Annotated in this window: 24 protein-coding genes; all 24 read right to left on the bottom strand. The window is 55.5% G+C overall.

What is annotated here, in order from left to right:
• Window positions 1-258, bottom strand: a complete 258-nt coding sequence (locus tag U8U68_RS00825; protein ID WP_322198962.1) for a flagellar biosynthetic protein FliQ — start codon at window positions 256-258, stop codon at window positions 1-3.
• A 48-nt stretch (window positions 259-306) separates the two neighbouring features.
• Complete coding sequence (fliP, locus tag U8U68_RS00820) at window positions 307-981, bottom strand: flagellar type III secretion system pore protein FliP (protein ID WP_322198961.1); 675 nt, start codon at window positions 979-981, stop codon at window positions 307-309.
• 10 nt (window positions 982-991) lie between these two features.
• Entirely contained in the window at window positions 992-1,399 is a 408-nt protein-coding gene (locus U8U68_RS00815) for a FliO/MopB family protein (RefSeq protein ID WP_322198960.1), read from the bottom strand.
• A 17-nt stretch (window positions 1,400-1,416) separates the two neighbouring features.
• Window positions 1,417-1,782: a response regulator gene (locus U8U68_RS00810; RefSeq protein WP_322198959.1), complete on the bottom strand. Its 366-nt coding sequence runs from the start codon at window positions 1,780-1,782 to the stop codon at window positions 1,417-1,419.
• 67 nt (window positions 1,783-1,849) lie between these two features.
• Window positions 1,850-3,244 carry a flagellar motor switch protein FliN gene (gene fliN / locus U8U68_RS00805; RefSeq protein WP_322198958.1) on the bottom strand — a complete coding sequence of 465 codons (1,395 nt, stop codon included), beginning with the start codon at window positions 3,242-3,244 and terminating at the stop codon, window positions 1,850-1,852.
• Window positions 3,234-4,256, bottom strand: coding sequence for a flagellar motor switch protein FliM (locus U8U68_RS00800; protein ID WP_322198957.1), 1,023 nt, complete (start codon window positions 4,254-4,256; stop codon window positions 3,234-3,236). The genes fliN and U8U68_RS00800 overlap by 11 nt, the downstream gene beginning before the upstream one ends.
• A gap of 4 nt (window positions 4,257-4,260) precedes the next feature.
• The gene (locus U8U68_RS00795) at window positions 4,261-5,172 is read right to left on the bottom strand and encodes a flagellar motor protein MotB (RefSeq protein ID WP_322198956.1); all 912 of its coding nucleotides are present in this window, start codon (window positions 5,170-5,172) and stop codon (window positions 4,261-4,263) included.
• Window positions 5,173-5,454: 282 nt separating this feature from the next.
• Window positions 5,455-6,276, bottom strand: coding sequence for a motility protein A (locus U8U68_RS00790; RefSeq protein WP_322198955.1), 822 nt, complete (start codon window positions 6,274-6,276; stop codon window positions 5,455-5,457).
• Between the two features lie 33 nt (window positions 6,277-6,309).
• Complete coding sequence (locus tag U8U68_RS00785) at window positions 6,310-6,573, bottom strand: flagellar FlbD family protein (protein ID WP_322198954.1); 264 nt, start codon at window positions 6,571-6,573, stop codon at window positions 6,310-6,312.
• A gap of 257 nt (window positions 6,574-6,830) precedes the next feature.
• Entirely contained in the window at window positions 6,831-8,135 is a 1,305-nt protein-coding gene (locus tag U8U68_RS00780) for a flagellar hook-basal body complex protein (RefSeq protein ID WP_322198953.1), read from the bottom strand.
• A 164-nt stretch (window positions 8,136-8,299) separates the two neighbouring features.
• Window positions 8,300-8,674: a TIGR02530 family flagellar biosynthesis protein gene (locus tag U8U68_RS00775; protein ID WP_322198952.1), complete on the bottom strand. Its 375-nt coding sequence runs from the start codon at window positions 8,672-8,674 to the stop codon at window positions 8,300-8,302.
• 18 nt (window positions 8,675-8,692) lie between these two features.
• On the bottom strand, window positions 8,693-9,301 hold the full coding sequence (locus U8U68_RS00770) for a flagellar hook assembly protein FlgD (RefSeq protein WP_322198951.1): 609 nt from the start codon (window positions 9,299-9,301) through the stop codon (window positions 8,693-8,695).
• A 120-nt stretch (window positions 9,302-9,421) separates the two neighbouring features.
• Window positions 9,422-10,564 (bottom strand): hypothetical protein, encoded by a 1,143-nt coding sequence (locus U8U68_RS00765; protein WP_322198950.1) that lies wholly within the window; start codon window positions 10,562-10,564, stop codon window positions 9,422-9,424.
• A gap of 87 nt (window positions 10,565-10,651) precedes the next feature.
• On the bottom strand, window positions 10,652-11,122 hold the full coding sequence (gene fliJ / locus U8U68_RS00760; protein ID WP_322198949.1) for a flagellar export protein FliJ: 471 nt from the start codon (window positions 11,120-11,122) through the stop codon (window positions 10,652-10,654).
• A gap of 65 nt (window positions 11,123-11,187) precedes the next feature.
• Complete coding sequence (gene fliI, locus U8U68_RS00755; RefSeq protein WP_322198948.1) at window positions 11,188-12,495, bottom strand: flagellar protein export ATPase FliI; 1,308 nt, start codon at window positions 12,493-12,495, stop codon at window positions 11,188-11,190.
• A gap of 12 nt (window positions 12,496-12,507) precedes the next feature.
• A complete protein-coding gene (locus tag U8U68_RS00750; protein WP_322198947.1) occupies window positions 12,508-13,338 on the bottom strand; it encodes a FliH/SctL family protein in 831 nt (276 codons plus the stop codon).
• A gap of 164 nt (window positions 13,339-13,502) precedes the next feature.
• The gene (fliG, locus tag U8U68_RS00745; protein WP_322199236.1) at window positions 13,503-14,495 is read right to left on the bottom strand and encodes a flagellar motor switch protein FliG; all 993 of its coding nucleotides are present in this window, start codon (window positions 14,493-14,495) and stop codon (window positions 13,503-13,505) included.
• Window positions 14,496-14,601: 106 nt separating this feature from the next.
• A complete protein-coding gene (fliF, locus tag U8U68_RS00740) occupies window positions 14,602-16,236 on the bottom strand; it encodes a flagellar basal-body MS-ring/collar protein FliF (RefSeq protein ID WP_322198946.1) in 1,635 nt (544 codons plus the stop codon).
• A 133-nt stretch (window positions 16,237-16,369) separates the two neighbouring features.
• A complete protein-coding gene (gene fliE, locus U8U68_RS00735; protein ID WP_322198945.1) occupies window positions 16,370-16,660 on the bottom strand; it encodes a flagellar hook-basal body complex protein FliE in 291 nt (96 codons plus the stop codon).
• A gap of 152 nt (window positions 16,661-16,812) precedes the next feature.
• Window positions 16,813-17,277 carry a flagellar basal body rod protein FlgC gene (flgC, locus tag U8U68_RS00730; RefSeq protein ID WP_322198944.1) on the bottom strand — a complete coding sequence of 155 codons (465 nt, stop codon included), beginning with the start codon at window positions 17,275-17,277 and terminating at the stop codon, window positions 16,813-16,815.
• Between the two features lie 123 nt (window positions 17,278-17,400).
• Window positions 17,401-17,787 carry a flagellar basal body rod protein FlgB gene (locus U8U68_RS00725; protein WP_322198943.1) on the bottom strand — a complete coding sequence of 129 codons (387 nt, stop codon included), beginning with the start codon at window positions 17,785-17,787 and terminating at the stop codon, window positions 17,401-17,403.
• A 391-nt stretch (window positions 17,788-18,178) separates the two neighbouring features.
• Window positions 18,179-18,652 carry a hypothetical protein gene (locus U8U68_RS00720; RefSeq protein ID WP_322198942.1) on the bottom strand — a complete coding sequence of 158 codons (474 nt, stop codon included), beginning with the start codon at window positions 18,650-18,652 and terminating at the stop codon, window positions 18,179-18,181.
• A gap of 16 nt (window positions 18,653-18,668) precedes the next feature.
• Window positions 18,669-20,954, bottom strand: a complete 2,286-nt coding sequence (locus U8U68_RS00715) for a cell division protein FtsA (RefSeq protein WP_322198941.1) — start codon at window positions 20,952-20,954, stop codon at window positions 18,669-18,671.
• Between the two features lie 198 nt (window positions 20,955-21,152).
• Window positions 21,153-22,925 (bottom strand): methyl-accepting chemotaxis protein, encoded by a 1,773-nt coding sequence (locus tag U8U68_RS00710; protein ID WP_322198940.1) that lies wholly within the window; start codon window positions 22,923-22,925, stop codon window positions 21,153-21,155.
• Window positions 22,926-22,954 lie beyond the last annotated feature (29 nt).

Genomic DNA, 22,954 nt, shown 5'->3' with positions numbered 1-22,954 from the left:
TCACCCCTTCATCAGTTCAAACAGCCCTAAAGCAAATTCCTGCAAGGTGGTCAGCATCCAGCTGCCGCCGATTACAAGGAACAGCACTACCACGATCAGCTTCAAGATAAAGGAGATCGTCTGCTCGTGGATCTGGGTGACAGCCTGTAAAATGGCCACCACTACGCCCATAATCATGCTCATCAGAAGCATGGGCCCCACCAGCCGGATCACCACGCCTATCGCGTCGCGGAAAACGTCTACCACTGGCAGATCCAAGCAGCAGCCACCTCTCTTTCACAATAAAATTTCCCGCAGCCGTCTCTTTTAGTGGAACGTCTGCACCAGGGTGGAAAAAACCAGTTCCCAGCCATTTATGCTGACAAAGAGCAGCAGCTTAAAAGGCGTAGAAATCATGGAGGGCGGCAGCATTACCATACCCATGGACATTAACGTAGAAGCCACAATAATATCAATGAGCAAAAATGGAATATACAGGTAAAAGCCAATCTCAAAAGCCCGCTTCAGCTCCGTTGTGATAAACGCGGGGGTAATCACCCGCAGGGGCAGCTGAATGGAAGCTTCCTCACTGGTAGGCGTCTCTTGTCCAGCCATATCACAAAACATGCCCAAAGCGGAAGGCTCTGTGTTGCGCAGCATAAATTCCTTTAGGGGCGTTTGTGCCCGGTCGAAAAACTCCTCTTGGGTAATTTGCTCCTCCGTATAGGGCGTGTAGGCCTCGGCACTAATCTGGTCTATCACCGGACTCATGGTAAACAGCGTCATAAACAGGGCAATCCCCACCAAAACCATATTGGGCGGGGTCTGCTGGGTTCCCATGGCGTTTCGCAAAAAAGACAGCGTGATGATATACCTGGTAAACGAGGTACACATGATGACCAGGGACGGCAGCAGGGCAATCAGAGTGGTAAGCAGGATAATTTCCAGCGCCTGCACACTGTCGCCGTTTATATTGATTAATCCATCTAAGTTTTCAGGCAAAAGATCACGCTCATTTCTTTTTGGGCAAATTGTCGCGCAGAATCTCTAAAAAACTGGGCTGCTGCGCGGTTACCTCTGGTTTTTGCAGCCAAGGAGCCGCCTCCTCTTGGGTCAATTCCGTAATCAGGCTAACACCCCCGCCGGTTACACCCAAAAGCAGACAGCGGCTGCCCAGACGTACCAGCACCAAGCGCTCGTTTCTGCCCACACTGACCTGCCAGAGCAGCTGAAGCTTGTCTGCCCCGTTTAAGCCCCTGGCCCAGCCGGGCATGCCCCGCCGGCCAATTAGCTTTGTACACCAGTACGCCAGGGCCAGCACCGCGGCTACCGTAAGCAGCATTCCCAGCAGGGACAATATGTTGTCCCCCATGCTGGCGCTTAGGGTAAAGCGGTGCGGGACTCCCAGCGAATGAACCAAGGGAAAACTCGCCCCCATTAGGGTGCGCCGACGATGGAAGTGACGGTTTTCATAATACGGTCCGATTTAAAGGGCTTTACAATAAAATCTTTGGCCCCAGACTGGATCGCCTCAATCACCATGGCTTCCTGGCCCATGGCGGAACACATCACAATATTTGCGGAACCGTTCAGCTGGCGCATGGCCTTTAGCGCCTCCAGGCCGTCCATATTGGGCATGGTGATGTCCATAATAACCAGGTCTGGGTTCAGCTCTTTGAACTTCTCCACCGCGTCGGCGCCGTCCACAGCCTCGTGCAGATCAGAGTAGCCGTTCTTGCTCAAGGTGTCTTTGATAACCTTACGCATAAAAGCAGCGTCGTCAACCAATAAGATTTTTGCCATTGTCTTTCATCCTCTTTTCAGTAATTGATAATATAATTGGTCTTTACAAGGGCCAGGCCCCACGGCCTTAGCCTCCTTGTGTCAGCTCCTCAATATCGGGCTTTTTAAGGATCTCCGTCACTTTAATGCCAAAATTGTCGTCGATCACCACTACATCACCCCGGGCAATGCACCGTCCGTTCACAAACAAATCCACCTGGTCGCCAGCCAGCTTATCCAGCACAACCAAAGAACCCCGGGCAAAAGAGAGGATCTCCTGCACACGTTTACGAGTACGGCCAATCTCTACCGTCACCTCCAGCGGCACACCCATAATCAGATCAAGATTCTGGGTCTGCTCCTGGCTCAGCTCCTCGCCGTTTTCCAGCTTGGGCATGGACGGCGGCGTGGTGTTGATCACCTTGGGTTCAGGCGGCGCCGGGGGCGCCGGCCAGCCATAGTACGGGGGATAGTACCCCGGGTACCCAGGATAGGCCTGCATTCCCTCCTGCGTCGGCATCGGGGGCATCATAGGCATCATGGGCTGCTGAGGGGGCATTGCGGGCTGCTGGACCGGTACACCTCCCGCAGCAGGGGCCGCCGGCGCGGGGGCGGGTACAGGGGCTGCCGCACCACCGCCAGCCATCAGTTTTTCAATCTCCTCTTGGCTTAGGGTGCCTCCGCCTCCTCCCGCAGGGGCCGGGGCCGCCGGAGCGGCAGGAGCCGGAGCAGGGGCTGCCGCACCACCCCCAGCCATCAGTTTTTCGATCTCCTCCTGGCTTAGGGTGCCGCCGCCTCCTCCCGCAGGGGCCGGGGCCGCCGGAGCGGGCTCTGGGGCGGCGGGAGCCGCAGCCGCTGGTTGAGACGCGGCGGGCTCATCCTCATCTAAATCCAGGCCAAAGCCCCGGACCAGCTCCTTTGCCAGATCTACGGAAATCACGTTCATAAACTCACTTTGCAGCTGGTCCTCAATGGTCAGCGCAAAACGCACTACCACAATAGGGCCTTCTGTTACCGGCATCCGATCCCGTTTCATGGCCTCTGTGTCATAGACGTCAAAGGTCTCTGGGGTCGAAATATTTACCACCCGGCCTAAAAAGTCTGAAAGAGCTGTAGATGCCGCGCCCATCATCTGGTTCATGACTTCGCATACGGCACTTAGCGTCAGCTCGTCTAAAACAAACTCCTCCAGGGGGGTGTCCGTGCCCATGAGAATATCCACAATTACCTTAATGTCACTCATGCGCAGCAGCATAATATTGCTGCCGTCCAAGCCGGAGACATATTTGATCTCCACGCCTACCGCGGGTTCGATATCTCCCAGCTCAAAGTCCTTTACATCTACCACAGACACCGTCGGTGTGGTAATATCCACCCGATGGTCCAGCAAATTGGAAACCGCCGTCGCCGATGACCCTAGACTAATGTTCATTATTTCGCCGATGGCGCTCATTTCCATAGCTTTGAAAACATTATTGCTCATTTTGTATCCTGCTCCTTCCACCGGCGTTATGGTACACATCTTTAATCTTCACAGCCAGCTTTTTGTCGCTGACTCCCATTAGCCCGTTAAACCACCGCTGTCCGCCCACATAAAGGTTCAGCGTATCATCCTTTTTCTGGTTCAGATCAATCACATCCCCCACGTTCAGCCGGTAGATGTCATCCAGCCGCAGGGTGGTGCGGGCCAGCTCTGCCCGAATTTCCAGCGTAGAATCCCGCAGGTTATCGAATATCTCCTCCGCGCTGTCTTGGTGGTCAGGCCGCTTGGTCTTTGCTCCCGCCGCGATTTCTGTAAAAATACTGGTCAAAACCGCTTCCGGCAGCACCACGCTCATACTGCCCTCCACATTTTCAAAGGACATTTTCATGTCTACCAACACCACGGTCTCTTCCAAACCGATCAGCTGCACCAGGGTGGGGTTGGTCTCTACCCGGCCAAACTCAAAATCCAGCTGAATATAATTTTCCCAGGTAACGCCCATCATGGAAACAAAGTCCTGTATCAAGATTTCATACAGCTTCAGGTCCAGCTCGGTGTATGTATAGTCATCCGATAGGCTTTCTACGTCGCCGTTTCCGCCTGTCATTCGGTCCATCATGCTCACCATCACAGGCGTGGTGGGATACAGCAATAGCGGATCCTCTTCTTCCTTCTTGCCCTTCATTACCAAATGCGCCGTGGTCAACACCGCGTTTTCCGTCAAGGCGTTGGAAAACTCAAAATACCGCTGCTCCTCTACCGACTCTACGGCAATATCGCAGGTCGCGTGAACCAGGCCGTTAATGCGGGTGGTAAGCACCCGGGAATAGTTGTCAAAAATACTGTTCAGCATCTTCAACCGGTCCTTGGTAAATTTACGGGGACTGGTAAAGTCGTATTTGCGGTACTTTTTCTCTGGCGGAGCCTCTTCCTTTTTGGACTGGTCGCCGCCGCTGTTGTTCATCGAGTTCAGCAGGGCGTCTATTTGGCTTTGTGATAATACCTCTGGCATTTGCCTAACCCTCCTGGCTCTCAGTACTGCTGGAAGCAGGGGGAGTACTCTCGCTGCTCACAGTAGAAGAACTGCTTTCGACATCACTTACTTCCGAGCTGGTACTGCTCTTGCTGGGTCCTTCCACACGCAGGGTCTCGTACTGTTCAATGCTGTCGCCCATTTGGTTTAGCAGGTCTTTACCCTTAATGACCATCTCTACGCGGCGGTTCTTCCTGCGGTTTTCTTCCGAGTCGTTGGGGGCCACAGGCAGATACTGGGCATTTCCCTCTGTTTTCCACCGGGCAGGATTAAGCTCAGGGCACAGCTCCTGTAGGGTCGCCACAACCACTGCGGCACGGGAAGAGGACAGCATCCAGTCAAAATATATATCGGCCGGCTGGCCGTCGTTGACCGAGGCCGTATGTCCCATGACCCGTATTTGGTCAATGGAAGGCGCAACCTTTGCTATAATAGGCGCCAGGTCCTCCAGTATTTTCTGTCCCGCTTGCAGCATAACCGCCTCATTGGGTTCAAAAAATATGGTGTCGCGCATAGAGAGGAACACGCCGCCATCGCCTTTTGTCACTTCAATGTTCACGCCGGAAGCGTCAATATACTGCTTGATGGCCTCGTAAAGGTCCTCCATCTGCTGGTCAACGTTTTCCTGCTCCTTCTCCAGCTCCGTGGGATCGGTGACGCCCGGGTCTCCCGTAGCATCGGGGTCTTGGAAAATACCGCTGGCCGTACCGCCTATGTTGGTCTGGTCTCGTGTGGCGTTGGGGTTAAAACTCATCGCCACCTGCTTCCATTTGTTCTCATCAATGGTAGACATGGAGTACAACAGCACAAAAAAGCACAGCAGCAATGTAACCATGTCTCCGTAGGTGTCCATCCAGTTTGAGCCGCCTTCTCCGCCGCTACTTTTCTTTTTCATATCAGCCAGACACCTCCATTCTTTATTTACATACCGGTTGCCGGTTTCTCTCCGGCTGTCGGTGCATTTTACCGACTGGGCTGCCTGTATGCCGCCGAATACCGCTTCGCTGAATATGGCCGCGCCGCCATACACAGCGAAGCGGTACCGCAGTGGGCCGGGGGGAATGCCCCCACAGGACCTACCCGCTTCTTTTCAAACGAAAATATTATACCAAACTTATACCCCTTCCGTCAAGAGGCCTTTGCACAAAGCTTTGCGGGAAACTCTTCCCAAAGCCTCTTACGCGCCCTCTCCGCCGCCGGAACCACTGGGGGCGTCGCCCATTTTTTCCCGCTGCTTCTGGGCCACGAAAGTCAAAAGCTTTTCCCGCAGCAGCTTGGGGTTCTCGCCGGCCTGGATGCAGGTAATCCCCTCTACGATGATCATTTTGTTCAGCACCTCGTCCGCGTCCCGAATACGCAGGTTGTTGGCAACGGGACCAAAGATCATATGGGCCAAAACACAACCGTACAGGGTGGTGATCAGGGCGGTGCCCATGTCCTGGCCTATGTTGCTGGACCCGCTGGTGGGGTCCATCCGCTTCAGCATGTTAATCAGACCCACCAGGGTACCTACCATACCAAAAGCCGGAGCCACGGCAGAGGCCTTGTCATACAAAGCCGCCACAGCGTTATGCCGGTCGGACATACACTCAATATCGTTTTCCAGGGTCATGCGCACCCGGTCCGGGTCGTTGGCGTCCACAATCAGCATAATGGCCTGTTTAAAGAAAGGGTCGTCCTGCTCGTTGGCCTTTTCCTCCAGGGCCAGAAGGCCGTCTTTACGGGCAATCTGGGCCAGGTCCACCAGCTGGTTGATAATTGTCTCGGGCTTCTGCTTGGGGTTTTTCAGCATGACCCCAAAGTGCTTTGGAAGGGACAGCACCGCTTTAAGCGGGAAGCTGGCCACTACCACACCAATGGTACAGCCAATAACGATCATGACGCTGGGGCCGTCGAAGAAGTTGCCGATGAGCTCCGGCTGGATTGTGGGGAATCCCATCATGCCCAAAACCATAACCGCTATTGCCAGCACAAGACCAATGATATAACCAATATTCATAGAACTTTCACCTTCATTTTCTTATTCCCCTGCCTACCGGCGGTAGCCGGGGCGCTGGGTGGGCCGTGCGGCCGGTGCGGGCTTTGGCTCGTCGTTTATGCTGATTTCCCGGTGAATATCCATCACCTTGGCGTTATAATCGGTGATTTTTTGGATGATCTCCTGCACATTCTCCTGCACCAGGTAAAAGTCTCGGTTCATCATAACCACCTTGGTCTCGGGTATCAGCTCGATGCACTCTACCTGCATATGGTTCACCAGAAAGCGCTCGCCGCTGGTCTTGGTCAACATGATCATAAGCTTGCCCTCCTTCTTCGTTATGGCCCCGTCCCCGGGGGGCCCATCAGCCCCCCGAAAAGACGAAGCGTGTGCTCGTTACGTAACTTTTTTCGATGGAATGTTTTTTGCAAGGCCGCGGCAGCCTTTGGGGCTCCGCAAGCGCCCTTCCCCCCTTACTGGACGCTTTTCCTTGTCCGCCTGGGGGGGGGAAAGGACTTTTATTTGGAAATCCTCCCCCCGCCGCGTCACAAAATTTTTTAGGTTATCCGCCTAAATTACCGCTTCATATTCACCAGCTCTTCCAGCATGCTGTCGGTTACGGTAACAATACGGGTGTTGGCCTGGTAGCCGCGCTGGACCATGATCATATTACTGATTTCAGAAGCCAGGTCTGTACCAGAACTTTCCAGGCCGCCGCTGACGAACTTGGAAGTGCCCCCGGAGCGGATGCCCACCTCGCCCTTAAAGCGGCTTGCTACGCCCTGGGCGTCCGGGGCATAGAAGGGACTGTCCGGGTCGTCGCTGTTCAGAACAGAGTTACCAATGGAGCAGACATTCATGTCGCCCGCGCCGTCCAGAGCCTGGTAGTACCGGCCATTGACGTGGGTTACGCCATTGGGGTTGGAGACCTTCGCGATGGCAATGGTACCGATGACCACGGCCTTGCCGTTCTGTGTGGTACAGGTAATGCGGCCGGTGTTCTCATCAATGCTCACGCTGTTCAGGTCAATGCGGCCGGAGACGTCCGCATCTTCCGGGGCGTCTACAATGGTGCCGGTGACAGGATCATAATGGGGATAAATGGGGTCGCCCTTTGAGTACAGCGCCTTTTTACTGTCCGGAACAGGCGGGTTTGCACCGGGATCGCCCGGTACCGTCACTGTCAATGCGCCTGTACCAGCCCTGGGAGCACGAATCGCGGTCAGAACCGGGCTGGGGGTGTACTGGTCAATCACCTTTTTAGACAGAACATCCCCCTCTTTGACGATCTGCACCAGTTCGCCATTGTCCATAAAGTACCTGCCCGCATCGTCCTCTTTTAGACCATCTTTGGGCAGGGGGGGAATCTTGACCGCGCCAGTCGTTTGGTCCGTATTATCTTCGATCACCTTGGTATACACCGGGTTTTCCACCGAAAGGAAACCATACACAACATTGCCCTGGCCATCGGTCAGGTAGCCGTCCGGGCCAAAAGCCAGGTCGCCGTGGCGGGTCAGGTACAGGCCCTTCACGTCCTCCTCGCTGTTAAAGACCTTGCCCTTGTCGCCCACCATAATAAAGCCGTCGCCGTCTATCATCACGTCTGTGGCATGGCCGGTGGGGGTAAAGTTTTTGGTGCTCATGTCCAGGTCAATGGTGCCAATGGACGAGCCGTAACCCATCTGAGCGGGGTTTTTGCCGCCCACCTGGCCCGAGCCGTTACTGCCGCCCCGCACCGTGGAGTACAGAGACTCTAAAAAGGTATACCGGGCAGACTTATAAGCATTGGTATTTACGTTGGAAATATTGTGGCCAATTACGTTCAGGGCACTCATGTGGGCACGCAAACCCGCAACGGCCGCATACATTGCTCCTGTCATATTAAAAAATCGTCTCCTTTGTTTGGCGCGCACAGCCGGGGGCCATTCGGGCCCCCAGCCATTAACCTCCCTTGGGTCCGCGTTACGCGGACTTTTGGCTTTTCAGGCCGCCCCATCCGCCCAGGCGGGCGGCGGCTTCTGCCGTAAAAAGTCCTTGGGTCCGGTCAAATCAACACTGCGCCGTCAATATTTGTGAAAATATTTTCCTTCATCTCGTCCTGGTTCATGGTGGTGATCACCCGGTTGTACGGAACGTTGATAATGAAAGCCTGGGTGGCGTTAAAAGCCAAAATGTTCTTCGCGCCCTTTTCCTGGGCTTTTTCCACCGAACCCGCCAGCTGTTCCATAAGCGCCGGAGTTAGCTCAATGCCCCGCTCCTCCGCGCGGCTCATAGCATGCTTGGAGAAGTTGATGGACGCCTCCTTCTGGGCGCTGACCTGCTGGAGTATCTGCCCAAAGCCGCCCCCTGCGCTTTTCGCGGTCTGCTGCCCGGGCCTGCTGGGCTGTATGCCCGCCACTCCCTGTATCCGGTCCATCATATCCTCTCACCCAGCCTTTCAAGCAGTCTGATCTTCGCCTGGGTTAGCAGGAACGTCGTCAGAAATAAATACCTCTTCCCCTTCCGCCGGGTCCGTAGGCTCTGTGGGCTCCACAGGCTTATCGGTGTTCTCGCCGTCGGGCTTCTCGGGCCCTTCCGGCTCTTCCGGCTTCACGTCGTCCTCCTTCTCAGGCAGACGTCCCACGGCCATAATGTCGGTCAGGTAGTAGCTGTCGTTGCCGATAAACACCACCTGCTGGCCGTTCAGGGTGCCGGTGCCGGTAACCACGCCAGTGATCTCCTGTAGCTCCTTGTTCACGTACTTGCCAATGGTCACTTCCTTGCCCACCAACGAGGCCGCGTAGGTCAGCACTGTGGAATCGTCAATCAGGGTGTTGATATTGGTAATGGCCTGCACCACAGACATCTGTACCATCTGGTTCATCATATCCGTGGTAGACGCGGCGTTGTCAATATCTTGGTTCTGGAACATGGCCACCATCAAGATCAAAAAGTCGTTCATGTCCAGCTCGGTGCCGGCCTTTTTGTTGGTGCTCTGGGTCGCCTTTTTTGTGGTCGAATTGGTTTTCAGTACGTTGTTCAGGTCCAGCATACCAGCGTTCGCCATGTGTTGTTTCCCGCCTTTCGTAATAATTTGTTGTAAGGTTTGGGCTGGGGGCTCTTGTGGAAGACCCGGGCCCCAGGGCCGCCTCTGGCGGTTTTGCCCAGGCCTGGGCGCTCTTCCACCTTAGCCCTGCACGCCCACCAGGCCCAGCCGCAGCTGGTGCAGGAACTCTTCCGAAGCGCCCTTGCGCTTCTTCTCTCTCTGCTCCTGTTGGTGCCGCTGGCGGTTCTGGCCATCTGGGTTCAAGAACTGGTTGGTGTCCTTGGGTTCCTCTGGGTGTACAATCATCACCACCGCCTGCTTGGCCAGGTCATAGCTGCCGTCCGCGTTCTGGTGGCCCAAATGGAAGCTGGTGTTGCTCAAAAGCGCCGCTGCCCGGGCTGTTTCCGGTCGGAATACAATGTTTAGCTGGCCGTTTACGTCCTTGCTGATCTCCACCGTCAGGTTGCCCAGACTGGCGGGAGAAAGCTGTAGCTCCACCTTCGGCAGGCCCTGCTCCAGGGCGTCGGTCACCCGGGCCGAAAGCTGCTCGCCGGCGGTGCTCTCTTCCAGCTCCACAGGCTCATAGTTTTCCGCCACCTTCACCGGCGTGGGACTGTCCTGCCGGAACAGGGGCTGGCTGTTCTGGGTCTGTACCTCCAGGTCCTGGGGCAGTTCATCCCCCTTAAACTGGGGCTTGGCTTCCCCTGCCTGGGCTGGGGCCTTTTGGTTCAGGTCCATCTCCTGGGCGTCAGCCTCCTGGCTTTGGGGCTGCACGACCTTCACCACAGGAGCATCCGGCGCTTCCTCTGTCTCGGGAGCCATATTCAGCTCCGCCACAGGTTCAGCGGCGGGCTTTTCCGCCTGAACTGGCTCCTCCTGGACCTGGGCGCTCACGCCGACTTCTGTTGCTATAAGCTGCTGGCCCTGGTCCGTGGGGACCTGCTCCATTCCCTGCGCTACCTCTACAGAAGGAAGTTCCTGCGCTACCTCGCCCTGGACAGCGGGCACAACCACGTCAAACAGCACCACAGGCTGAGAGGTCACCAAGCCGACGGCTACCTCGTAGCCTTCCTGGGTGATCTCCTCCTGGGTGCTGTCCTCTTTGGGCTTTTCCGCCTGCTGCTTATCCTTGGGCTTTTCCGCGGGCTTTTGGGGCTGGTTGATCTTGGTCTGCTGGCGCAGCAAAGCGTCAAAGTCCTCGCCTTCACCGCTCTGTCCGGCGTTCGTCTGGGGGACACTGGCAATGTCGGCCAACAGATTTTGCACCATCATATCAATGTTCATGGTTATCGCCTCCTTTCTATGTATATGCTATATCTTCTACCAAAGAGACGGTCCGCACTTGGCGTTCCCTCTCTTCCGGTCTTGTAATCAAAAGAAAACCTGCTCTTCCATTTCCCGGCTAGCCGCCGAGCGCCTGGCCATTACCAGGTCGTCAATCTCTTTTTCCTCTGCCTTTGCCAGGGCGCTGTCATATTCTCCCCGCTTAATACTCTTCAACTTTTCCAAAGACTGGGTCTCCTGCTTCGCCTCCACCAGGGCAGCGCGTTTTTCCTCCTCTGCCTTTTGCAGCTGTTTCAGTTTAGCGGTCTCCCGCCGCACATTTTTCTCCAGCACCTCTATGCCGGTCTCATACTTCATAGAATCCGCAATGGTAATCCCCTCCGCCTTTTTCTGGCGGTACTCCTCCTCACAAGCCAGGCGGTGGTTGGTGGCCTGCTCCAAAATTCTCTCCTGTTTGCGCACCGCCGCCAAAGCGGTGCCGTGTTCCGCCAGCCGGATATCCAGCACTTGCAGCTTATAGCGCAGCACGGTGTCCAGCTGAAACTTAAACTTTTTCATAACGGCAGCCCCCCTAAAATTCGCAGCTTATCATTAAAATATTTATTTAAACCAAAGCGCTGGCTCTACCTTCCAGCCAAAATCTTTTCCATCTGCTCCAAACACTGCTCATAGCTAAAAGCTTCCATAGTTCCCTGCATTAAAAATTCGTTAATCCGGTCAATTTTTGTTAGAGCAAAGTCTAGCTTTGGGTTCGTGCCCGCTTTGTACGCGCCAATGGACACTAGGTCCGCGTTCTGGTTGTATACGCTCATAATATCCCGCAGCCGGGAGGCCAATTGTCTGTGCCGGTCGTCCACCAGCTCCACCATCAAACGGGAAATGCTTGCCCCAATGTCAATGGCCGGGTAGTGGTTGGCCGCGGCCAAGCCTCTGCTTAGCACAATATGGCCGTCCAAAATACCGCGCACTGTGTCGGCAATAGGCTCGTTGGTATCGTCTCCCTCTACCAGCACGGTATAGATGCCGGTAATAGAGCCCCGCCGGAAGTTTCCGCTGCGCTCCAGCAGCTTGGGCAGCTCCGCATAAATCGACGGCGTGTAGCCTCTAGCCACCGGGGGCTCTCCCACAGCCAGGCCCACTTCTCGTTGGGCCATGGCAAAACGAGTTAAAGAATCCATCATGAGTAAAACGTCCAGGCCCTGGTCCCGGAAATACTCCGCAATACCCGTGGCCACTGTGGGACACTTTTTTCGCAGCATAGCGGGCTGGTCAGAGGTGGCCACGACCAGCACAGACCGGGCCATACCCTCTTCCCCCAGGTCCTTTTCCACAAACTCCAGGACCTCGCGGCCACGTTCGCCTACCAGGGCAATCACGTTGATGTCCGCCTTCACGTTCTTGGCAATCATGCCCATCAGCGTACTCTTTCCCACGCCAGAACCCGCGAAGATCCCCATACGTTGTCCCTTGCCAATTGTCAAAAGCCCATCAATGGCCTTTACCCCAAACTCCATGCGCTCCCGGATAGGCGGGCGGGTTAAGGGGTTAATATAGTTGCTGCCCAGATAATAGGTGTCGCCCCCCTCAAAGGGGCCTTTGTCATCAATGGGCTGGCCCAGAGCGTTGATAATGCGTCCTTTTAAAAAGGATCCAGCTTTTAGCTGTAGCTGGCGGCCCGTGTTGCGCACAAAATTGCCCGAGGAAATTCCTGTCATCTCACCATAGGGCATGAGAAGCATTCGGTCGTTTTTAAAGCCCACCACCTCTGCGGGGATCTGTCCTCCGGACTCGCCGCTGTAAATGCGACAGATATCCCCCACGGCGGCCCTGCCTCCGCTGGCCTCAATAGACATGCCCACAATATTCTCAATTTTTCCAGTATGGCCAATGGTCTCGGCCTGTTGAACCTGTTTGATGGTTTCTTGAAACATTTGCCTCTCCTGTTATCCCGGCCAGCCGGGCCTGTCAGGTTCGCTTTCAGAAAGCAGCCCCCGCAGGTTATCCATCTGGGTGGACACGCTTACATCCAAAATCTCATCCGGCATTTCAATGATACAGGTGCCGGACTCATCGTCCGCCATGGGGATAATACGCACCCGGTCCGAGAGACGGGAAAGAGCCTGGGTCAGCTCTGGCATGGTAGAGGCCGAGGCCCGGGCGTCACACCCGGCAATATAGATCTGCACCCACTCGCACCGGCGGCGCTTGGCCGTAGCCGACTCAATCATTCGAATGAGGATGTCTCCGCTGCTCTTCAGACTGACACGTATCACCTTTTCGGCAATGGCCAAGGCCAGCTCCTTCAGTTCCTGCTTGCTGTCCTCCAGCAGCTGGTCCCGGGCCCGAACCGCTTCTTTCAAAAATTTCTGCACTTCCCGCTCTTGGGCCGCGGCTTTTTCTTCCAGCAGCTTTTGGGCCTCCCTGCCTCCGTCAGCCATCCCTTGGGCATAGCCGGCGTTATATCCATCCATGCTGGCCTGGCGGCGCAGCTCCTCCAGCTCAACCTGAATCTCCTCTAGGGCCTTGGCCTTGGCGGCCTCCGCGTCCTTTTCAGCCTGGGCTAAAATGGCCTCTGCCTGTATCTGGGCAAAGTCAATGGCAGTGGGTTCCGGCTCTGGTTCCTTTTCAGCGGCCTTCTCCTGTTCCTGGTCCAAAGGTTCTTCCCGGGCTTCTTCTCCGGGGGCTTGGGGCTCGGCCACAGCCAGTTCTTCTGCGTCGGGAAACACATATTTGTCCGCCGCGATATTAACAAAGCGTTTGAATATGCCCGCCATGGCCTTTCCCCTTTCTGTTCCAATAATATACTATATTCTTACAATAAAGATTCCGTGTACATGCTCCGCTGGGTCTAAGACCCCGTTTGCGTTCCATGAGAAGGGCCGCGCAGGCCCATGGAGCCTGGACGGCAGCGCCATATTTCCCACAGCCGCTCTTATTTTTAAGCAATAATATCGTCCTTGCCGCCCTTGAGAATGATAATCTCGTTTCGGGCTTCCAGGTCGCGGATAACACCCACAATTCTCTGCTGGGCGTCGTCCACGTCCTTCATGCGCACATTGGTGGTAATTTCCAGGTCGTCCCGGATAGACTCGGCCAAACGGGTAGACATGTTTTTGAACAGCTTGTTGGCCACCTCGCTGTTGGCAGATTTGAGGGCCAGCACCAGGTCGTGGGTGTCGCAGTCGCGCACAAAGCGCTGCACCGAACGGTCGTCCATGGTGACAATGTCCTCGAATACGAACATACGCTTGCGGATCTCCTCGGCCAGCACCGCGTCGTACATAGTAAGGCCGTCGAAAATGGTCTTTTCGCTGACCCGGTCCACATTGTTCATCACGTCGGCCACGAAGTCTATGCCGCCCACCTGTACGTTGCTGCTGCTGAAGATATTGGCGAACTTGTTGGACATTTCCGCCTCAATAATCTTTACAGCCACCGGCGAAGCGCTGTCCATGTTGGCAATGCGTTCCACCACCCGCACCTGGGTGTCTGGGTCCAGCTGGGCCACCACGGCCGCGGCCTTATCCGGCTCCACATAAGAGAGCACCAGGGCAATGGTTTGGGGGCGTTCGTTTTGCAGCGCTGAAAACAAGTCCTTGTCTCCGGCCTTGTTCATAAAGGCGAACTCCCGGTTTTTTAAAGACTTGGTTACCTTATCCAGTAGGGTCGAGGCTGTCTGTGCGCCAAAGGCCTTTTCCAGCACGGTTTTGGCATATTCCAAACCGCCCTCGGTGACCGCCTTGTTGGTCATGCACATCTGGTAGTACTCGTTCAGCACCGCCTCGGTGGAATCCGCGTCCAGATAGCCCAGCTTAGCTACCTCCAGGGTGATAGCCTCTACATCCTCTGGCTCCATATACTGGTAAAGCTGCGAGGCCTTATCAACACCTAGGGAAACAATGACCGCCGCCGCCTTTTGTGCGCCGCTCATAGCGTCAATCAGCGAGGGTCGGGGGGGCTCTTCCACCACTACGGGAGGTTCCGGTTCCGGAAGTTCCAGCACCGCCACTTCGCCTCGTTTTGCTTTCTTCGGCTTATCAGCCATTGTCCTCGTCATCTCCCCTCAGCAGAGCCTTAATAGCCTGAGCAGCAATTTCGGGGCTGCTTTCGGCCAGCTCACGCACACTCTTACGCAGCTCCATACTGCGCTCGGTGTGCACATCCATAATATCTGCCCCGGCGGGCTCGGGTTCCGGCATCTGAACGGGCTCTTCCACTATAGGCAGCTCGGGGCCTTCCACCGCGACGGGATCCAGGGGCTGGTAGCGCCGGCGGTTCCGCCTGCGGCCCAGCAATACAAACACAGTAAACAGCACCATGAACAGGAACAGGCCCGCCAAAAGCGCCAGATAGACCCACAGGGGCAGGTCGGCGAAGGGATTGGGAATGGGTGTGACGTTTGCCGGGATGTCCTCGTTGGGATCATAGAACGCGTGGGTTACAATAGAGACCTTCTCGTCCTGCACCGCCGCGTTAATTCCCGCTGCCCGGGCCACGTGGGCCACCAGGTCATCGGGGTTGGTGGTGTTAGGTACGCTGCTGTTTAACGTCACCGAAACCGTCAGGTCCGTCAGAGTGGGGCCGCTGCTCTCCTGCTGGGTGATTTTTTCATTGATGCTATAATCCTTCTCGGAGCGACCGCTAAATTGCTGTTCGTCGCCGTTTAATTGGGGATTTTCCACATAATTGGGAACATCCGCATTATCTGTAGTGCCTGGCACACCGCCAATACCACCTTCGCCAGGAGTCAAACCAAATTCAGACTCTCTATGGTTAATTAAGCCCGCGTTTTCCTCCGAGCCCTCCGGCTGTGTAAACTCCTTGGACTGCGATGTAGAGTTGCTCACGTCAAAGGTGCTGTTCACCGCCACATGGACGTTTCCAGAGCCAAAAATAGGCTCCAGCACCTCCATCACCTGCTTCTGCACCTTCTTATTCCAGTAGTCCTCCATCTCCATCTTCAGCTTGGAGGTCGTGGTACTGTTAAAGCTGTTTCCGTTGCTCTCGTATGTATTGCCATTGGTGTCCGAAACCGCCACCTCATCCACGGACAACCCCGCCATGGCGTGGGCCACCGCGTTGCGGATGGATTTTACCGTGGACTCATCCAGCATCTCATTGTTCTTGGTGGTCACCTGCACCGTGGCCGAGGCGGTCACCGTATCGTCCGGGCTTAATACATAACGCCTGTCCTCGCCAGGGGCCAGCTTTACCACCGCGTCCTGTACCTGTTCAAAACGGCGGATCAGGCCCGACAGGCTGCTTTCCAGCTGGTAAAGATTCAGTTGGGACCGGTCCGACTCGGTAGAAAGAGCGCTGACGTTTCCCAGGTACAGCTTATAGTTGCTGCCCGAGTCCGGGTAGCCGGCTGCCAGCACCTTCGCCTTTAGGCTGTCCGCCTGGGCGGCAGGCACCATAATTGTGTTATTATCCTGAAACTTAACGTCAGTAACCCCCGCATCGCTTAAATATTTCGAGACGGCGCTCATGTCGTCCGCGGTCAGCTCTGTAAACAGTTCCTTGTACTCGGTGTTAGACTGTACCGCCATCCACACCGCCAAGCCCACCAAAAGGGCCACCAGCACGGCAACTAACACGATTTTAACGGTCTTATTTAGGCCGCCCACCGTGTCTTTTGTCTTTAACCATATATCTTTTGCCTTGTCTCCCACTTGGCTAAACCTCCTAAACCGGCTTTGTTCCATGTAACACCCGCTTTGCATGAAAACAGCGCTCCCCATAATGACAGAACCGCTCTTTTCATGCAAAACCCAGCGTACCCTTCACCCAGGGGCCCGCCGGCCCTTACAGGGTAATACGGATCAGCTCGTTATAAGCGTCCAGGGCGCGGTTGCGCAGCTGCACCAAAAGGTTTACAGAAAGCTCATACTTGCTGGCGGCCAGGCTAAGCTCCGCGGGGTTATCCAGCTGTCCGGTGGCCATCAAGTACTGTAACTGCGTCTTTTCAGCGTCGGTTTCCTTCACCGCGTCAATGGCCATCTTAAAAATATCTCCAAAGCTGCCGCCGGCCTGTCCAGCCTGTTCGGTCTCTTTTGGCTCAAATAGCGAGGTGATAGGCCCAATTGATTGAATCATAGCGAATCCTTCCTTCCTGCGTTTAGGGCGCGCTTAATAAAAGCAAGCCAAAACCCTCTATATTATACATGTTTTATACGGTATTGACAAGGGCACAAATTATAAATTTCCGAAAAGTTTGATTCTTTTAAAAAATTTATCTTGTGGAACTTTTAACGTGTGCCAATCTCTAGTCCCTTGGCGATCACGCTCTTCAACGTGTTGAAAGCCGTCACGTTGGCGGAATATGCCTGGGTGGCCGCCATAGCGTCCGCAATTTCTTTTACCAGGGTGATGTTTGGCATCTGTACATAGCCTTCCTCATTGGCGTCGGGGTGGGTGGGGTCGTATGTCAGCGGAAAATCGGTAAGGTCATCCTCACGGATCTCCGTCACCTGTACCCCGGCCGTGGCCTCGCTGCCCCGGTTGGAAGCGCCCATCGCGTTGGCCATTGCCATGCGGAAGCTGTCCCGGCCGCTCTGGGCCTCAAACACCACAACCTTCCGGCGGTATGGGCCTTCGCCGTTTTCCGTGCGGGTCGTGTTTAGATTCGTGATATTTTCCGAAATCACATCCAGCCGAAGCTGTTCCGCTGTCAGTCCAGAGCCGATTATGTTGATGGTACCTAAAAACGCCATTGTTCTCATCCTTCCCTTTCTTTATAAAGAATCCTTTCACAGCGCCCGGCGGTCTTGGGGGGGGGCAAAAGTCCTTTGCATTTGCCTTTGGCGCTATCCTTCTTCCAAGCTGTGTGACGCGTCTTAGCCCATGGCGGTGCGCAGGACGCTAAGATCACTATTGATACTCTGGTACACATACTGCATCTGGTAAGAGTTGCGCAGAAGCTCGGTCATCTGCTCTGTGATATTGACCCCATTATCATCCATACGGGTCACCTCTTCCAGCTCTTCCACATCCCACTGGGCGTCCTCAATGGCCTTGCGCATGGTCTGCTTACTCACTTTATTTCGGCCGTGGTCCGCGGCCTCCAGGCTGGCCTGGAACTGCTCCTCAAACGTGACCAGCTTTGGCCGGTAGTTGGGTGTCTCCACATTACTGATATTATCCAGCAGCGCGGCCTGCTTGGTCCACAGAAACTCCATGGAACGCTCCATCATCCGCATACTGTTGTTGGTCAGTCCATTCATTGATCTGTCCCCTTTCCATAGCGCAGGAAATTTCTTTCTCACGCGGCACTTTATCATCCGCGCAAATTACATCTTTGCACATCAGGCTTTCCCCTGTTCAGGGTGGCCGCCGTTTGGGGAAAACCATCAATGCGTTCCCCACGCGGGCGGCGAATAACAGGGCTGAAAAGCCCGCATTGGCGGGAAAAACGCGTTTTCCAGCCAGGCTTTTACAGTTTTAGGGCGGAGTTCAGATAAATGCCCCATTTTCAGATATACACTAGTATAACATGTTTCCACAAATTCCGCAATACCTTCCCCCAATTTTCTCCCTGGGATTTGTTCCCACCGTCAGCCTAATCCTATATATATTGGAGCAAGAAGAAAAATATATCCAGGGAAATGAGCTTTGCTAAAACTCGATTTTTTCCGCTATGTCCCCTTCCAGCCGGTAAATCGCCGTGCCGTCCCGGGCCACCAGAAAAGTTGCCTCTGGCACGTTGTTTCCCTCCTCTGTACCAGAATAGACCACCACTTTCATGCAGGGCAGCCCATCCACAGGCACCGCCTTTTCATTGGGATAGGTCTGGTACTCCCCCATACTGGCTTTCTCCAGCCCCAGGGCGGCAGGGTCCAGGGTGGCAAAGTACTCCAACGTTTCATCCACTGTCATCATGTGCCGCTGCTCCTCCGAGCTGGCTCCAGCCGAGGAAGCCTCCAAGCCACTGCTGGAGCCTTCCGCCGCTACGGAGGACTCTTTGGCCGCTTCGGACCCCTCTGCCGGGGCCAGCCCCGAGCTGGAGGAATTACCGCCGCCTCCACAGGCGGCCAGCGCCAGGGTAAGAACCGCTGCCGCCAAAACCGGTAAAAAACCTTTGTGCTTCATTTTATACCACGTCTTTCTAATCTCTATATTTTATGGTGATCTGGTCGTTTCTGTGCAGCATCTGGCTAAACTGCCCCTCCACCCCATTCACCTTTAAATCCACCGGGCGCTCCAGACGGCTAAAGTCCAGGCCAGAATACTCCAGCACATCCATCAAAAAATAGTCGCCGCCCTGGGTTTTGGGGGGCAGGTGCAGGGGTTTGCCATTCAGTACCACCAGCAACCCCCGGTCAAAGGAGAGCTGTCCCGCAGGCTCTTCCACCGGTCGGGCTGGGACCAGAGGCTTTGGATTTATGGCTTTCTTCTCTTGAAGCGCCGCCGCAGGCTTTTCCGCCAGAGGGGCGCTCTTCACCGCCTTTTCAGGGGCAGCCTCTACCAGGGGGAGGGGCTTTTCCCGGGGCGTTTTTTCTTCCGCCAGCCGGGCCTCCTCCACTTTGCCTGGAGACGCCTGGGGGCCGGCCGGACGCTCGGTATTCTCTTCTACAGCCTTGACTGGCGGCGGGAGCGTCTTTTCTGTAGCGTCTTTTTCCTTTACAGAAGCCGCCTCCTTGGGCGCGGCTGACGCTTCCTTTACAGGCTCTGTGGCTGGCACGGGCCGTCCTTTTCCCTCTGATAATGGCCTGGGTCCGCGCCTCTCGGTTGTACCCCCCGCAAGAGCTTCTGCCTTTATGGTGGGCTGCGGCTGGGAGGCGCCGGGGCCGTCTCGGCGGGGAATCTCCCCACCGGCGGTCTCTACCGCGTCGCCTTGGCGAATGGAATAGCTAAGCTCCATTGCCTCCCCGTTGACAGTTACCAGGCCGGAGAAGTCCTCGCCCAGCAGCTGGGCAAGGGTCTGGCTGGCAGAGACGCCGGGCCGCGCTGGCGTAAAGTCGATGCGGTCCCCTGCCTGGACCACGGTAGAAAGCTGGGCCTCCTCCCCATTAATCATCATGCGGGACTCCACCCCTGGCATTCCCCGGAAGAATTCTCGCCGGCCATTTAAGGTGAAAGATAGATTGGCCCCGGTCCTGCCCATCATGTCCGCATAGTGAAAGCCGTTCATCAGCAACACGTCCCGCAGATTTAGGGTGCCGTTGCGGAACAGCTTGGCAGGCAGGCCGTTAAGGGTAATCATATAACTGTCGTTAATCATTCCCAGCGCCGCCGAGGTTCCAATGCCCAGGGGCGTGGCGTACTCTGGATCGTTCAGGTCGTATTCTTCTGAAAAAGCGCTGTCTCCAAAATGGTTCCCCGCCAGAGCAACCCTGGCCTCGCTCATCTCCAGCTCGGCGGCCACCATCTGGGGCAGGCCCAGCAGCTTGCTGCCGCCTCCTGCCAAAAATACCGCGGAGGGAACTCCACCGTTTAGTTCCAGTACACTAGCGGCAATCTCCTTGGCCAAGCGCTGGGCAGCAGGCTGCAAAAGCTCCGCCAAATTATCACTTGTAATCTCATGCTTAATGCCCAAGATGTCGGGATATTGAATGGGCTCCACCGAACCCAGCCCCATCTTCAACCGTTCTGCGGTTTTAAAATCCACTAGCAAACTGCGCATCAGTAGCTCGGTAACTTCATCCCCTGCCACGGTAGCCATGGTGTATCCCACCACGCTGCCCTCTCGACACACGGCAATGTCAGAGGTACCCGCGCCAATATCCACCAGCACTAGATTCAGCAGGCGGATGTCCCCAGGGATTGCCGCGTTTAGGGCGGCAATCGGTTCCAGCGTCAGGCTGGAGACCTCCAGGCCCAGCCTGCCCATCACCGCGTAAAGGCTCTCCACCACGCCGCTAGGCAAAAAGGTAGCTACCACATCTGCTTGAAAGACCTGCCCCCGGTGGTCCAATAAATTCGCCATGGGGTACCCGTCTACCACATACTGGCGGGCCGTATAGCCCACCATGTAAAACCGGCCCTGCCCGGCACTTTCGGCCGCCACCAATTTTTCCGCTTCCGAGACAGCGCCAGCCTCTAATTGGCCAATAACATCCTCGTCAGCCCGGCGCAGCTCGTCAAAGCTTAGCTGAAAACCCGCCGACTTGGACTTCAGCGCACGGCCTGCCGCGGCCACACATACCCGACGCAGCCGGATGCCGGTTTTCTCTTCCAGCCGGCGCACCACTTCTCTGGCCACCGCGGACACTTGCTCAATTTCCACAATCTGTCCATCCAGCATCGCTCTGCGGCCATGCTCCTCTTTCTCAATGGCTGTTACACAGAAACGGCCGTTTTCTCCATGGCCCAGCATTCCGATAATGCTCCGCGTTCCTATATCCAGGGCGAATACGGTACCCGCCTCCTGCTCTTTTAAGACCTCCGGCAAAGCAATCACCTCTTAGCAAATCAAATTTTCTCCTCCAGAGCAAGCATCCAGCTTTACAGCGCTTACATACTCTCAAATCAGTCTCCCCCGTAACCGCCGCCCTCTTTCGTTGTATCGCAAAACCGGACGGCCTACAATATCAGACCGCCCGGTATATACTTAACTATTTTACTCGAATCTTCCTTGGCGGCCAGGCAATCAATACTTGTCGTAGCCCGCGCTGCCGCCAAAGTTATCGCTGGAGCCCACGGAGCTAGTATGTACAGGAGCGGGGGTATTACCCTCGCTGTACTCCCGCAGACGGAACTTGCTCATCAACTGATCCATCAGCTGAGCTTGAGAGGACAGCTGTTCGCTGGCAGCGGCGCTCTCTTCGCTGGTAGCGGAGTTGCTTTGCACCACCGCGGAAATCTGGCTAATGCCCTCACGGATCTGCTCAATGGACTCTGCCTGGTGTTCGCTGGCGTCGGCCACGTCACCCATCTTGGCAACCGCGCCGTTCACCATACCCACCGTCTTATCCAAAGCCTCGGAAACATCGGCCACATAGGCGCTGCCCTTTTGCACCGCGTTAATGGCGTGCTCAATGCGCTCTTTTGTGGCACGAGAGGCCTCATCAGACTTAGAAGCCAGCACGCGCACCTCGTCGGCAACCACCGCGAAGCCCTTGCCGGCCACACCTGCCCGGGCCGCCTCTACAGCCGCGTTCAAAGCCAGGATGTTGGTCTGGAACGCGATGTTGGAAATCGTATCAATAATGGTGCCCACCTCTTCGGCGGCTGCCTTAATGTCGTTCATGGCGCTAACCGTGCTCTGCATCAAATCGCTGCACACCGTAATCTGGGCGCTGGCGTCATTGGAAAGCTGGCTGGAATCCCGGGCCAGGCTGACGCCCTCTTCGGCCCCCTGGGCAATCTCGGTAATGGTGGCAGAAAGCTCCTCCACGGCGCTGGCCTGCTGGGTCGCACCCTGGGCCAGGGTCTGCGCGCTGTTAGAAACCTGATCCGCGCCAGAAGAGACCTGGTCGGAAGAAGACTGAATTTGAGATAGGGTGGTGCTTAGATTCTGATTAATGCCCCGAATGGCGGAAAGCAGGCCGCTAAGGATTCCCACATAGTCCTCTTCCGCTTGGGTGCGTATATCAAAATTGCCGTCCGCCATGGCCTGGAGCAGCCGGTTGGTATCATTAATTACATTGCTAAGTGTCCGCTGGCTGCTACGCAAAGCGGCGCACATATCGCCCAGCTCGTTCTTGCTCTCAAAGTTTACGGGAATATCCAGGTTGCCCTCGCTGTAACCAATCAGCGCGGTGCGGACCTCGGTGACCGGACCCGTAATGTTACGGATAATGCGCAGCTCCAGCCACATGACCAGAATCGTGGCCAACACCAGCGCGGCGATGATAGAAACAATGGAAATCATCACCAGATTTTCCTGCTGCTTTACCACATTATCCTGGTCAGTGGTAATTTCCTCCTGCAACTGGCTGGCGGCCTCATCCACCTTGGCCAGGGCTGGGCTGCAATCATTTTGCAGCATAGAAACAGCCTTTTCGTCATTATTTACCTTGGCCTCGGCCAGAATATCCGGCGCCTCGCCGCCCCACACCTGCACAGCAGATATGTAGTTATTCAGACTGGTCTCGTCTTTCAAGGCGTGAATATCGCGCAGCTCGGTAATGTAGCCTTCCAAAAGCTTCAAATGCTCGTTCACCTGGGCTTCAGAATTGCTAATATCGTCGGGCTCGTTGGCCAAAGTGGCGTCTCGCAGGTGACGGGCTACCACGTTAACCTCCAGCCGGCAGGTCCTTACCAGCGTACTGGCTTTGATATTGGTGTCAATAATCTTTTGGTAGCTGCTGGACTGCATGTTCATGATGATCAGCGAAGTAATGACAATCACTATACTGACCAGAACGGTGACCGAGAAGCCCATGATAAGGCTCATCTTGACTTTCATGTTTTTGAGCATGACTGCTCCTCCTTCTCTTTTGGTTCATT

Source organism: Acutalibacter intestini (assembly GCF_034334985.1).
In the GTDB taxonomy this organism is placed as follows: Bacteria; Bacillota; Clostridia; order Oscillospirales; family Acutalibacteraceae; genus Acutalibacter; species Acutalibacter intestini.
Note: the sequence above shows the minus strand (reverse complement) of the source record. Positions and strands in the feature narration are given on the sequence as shown.

Coding starts and splice junctions, on each gene's coding strand:
- U8U68_RS00810 (WP_322198959.1), bottom strand. CDS start 1,782: ATGGCAAAAATCTTATTGGTTGACGACGCTGCTTTTATGCGTAAGGTT.
- fliN (WP_322198958.1), bottom strand. CDS start 3,244: ATGAGCAATAATGTTTTCAAAGCTATGGAAATGAGCGCCATCGGCGAA.
- U8U68_RS00800 (WP_322198957.1), bottom strand. CDS start 4,256: ATGCCAGAGGTATTATCACAAAGCCAAATAGACGCCCTGCTGAACTCG.
- U8U68_RS00795 (WP_322198956.1), bottom strand. CDS start 5,172: ATGAAAAAGAAAAGTAGCGGCGGAGAAGGCGGCTCAAACTGGATGGAC.
- U8U68_RS00790 (WP_322198955.1), bottom strand. CDS start 6,276: ATGAATATTGGTTATATCATTGGTCTTGTGCTGGCAATAGCGGTTATG.
- U8U68_RS00785 (WP_322198954.1), bottom strand. CDS start 6,573: ATGATCATGTTGACCAAGACCAGCGGCGAGCGCTTTCTGGTGAACCAT.
- U8U68_RS00780 (WP_322198953.1), bottom strand. CDS start 8,135: ATGACAGGAGCAATGTATGCGGCCGTTGCGGGTTTGCGTGCCCACATG.
- U8U68_RS00775 (WP_322198952.1), bottom strand. CDS start 8,674: ATGATGGACCGGATACAGGGAGTGGCGGGCATACAGCCCAGCAGGCCC.
- U8U68_RS00770 (WP_322198951.1), bottom strand. CDS start 9,301: ATGGCGAACGCTGGTATGCTGGACCTGAACAACGTACTGAAAACCAAT.
- U8U68_RS00765 (WP_322198950.1), bottom strand. CDS start 10,564: ATGAACATTGATATGATGGTGCAAAATCTGTTGGCCGACATTGCCAGT.
- fliJ (WP_322198949.1), bottom strand. CDS start 11,122: ATGAAAAAGTTTAAGTTTCAGCTGGACACCGTGCTGCGCTATAAGCTG.
- fliI (WP_322198948.1), bottom strand. CDS start 12,495: ATGTTTCAAGAAACCATCAAACAGGTTCAACAGGCCGAGACCATTGGC.
- U8U68_RS00750 (WP_322198947.1), bottom strand. CDS start 13,338: ATGGCGGGCATATTCAAACGCTTTGTTAATATCGCGGCGGACAAATAT.
- fliG (WP_322199236.1), bottom strand. CDS start 14,495: ATGAGCGGCGCACAAAAGGCGGCGGCGGTCATTGTTTCCCTAGGTGTT.
- fliE (WP_322198945.1), bottom strand. CDS start 16,660: ATGATTCAATCAATTGGGCCTATCACCTCGCTATTTGAGCCAAAAGAG.
- flgC (WP_322198944.1), bottom strand. CDS start 17,277: ATGGCGTTTTTAGGTACCATCAACATAATCGGCTCTGGACTGACAGCG.
- U8U68_RS00725 (WP_322198943.1), bottom strand. CDS start 17,787: ATGAATGGACTGACCAACAACAGTATGCGGATGATGGAGCGTTCCATG.
- U8U68_RS00720 (WP_322198942.1), bottom strand. CDS start 18,652: ATGAAGCACAAAGGTTTTTTACCGGTTTTGGCGGCAGCGGTTCTTACC.
- U8U68_RS00710 (WP_322198940.1), bottom strand. CDS start 22,925: ATGCTCAAAAACATGAAAGTCAAGATGAGCCTTATCATGGGCTTCTCG.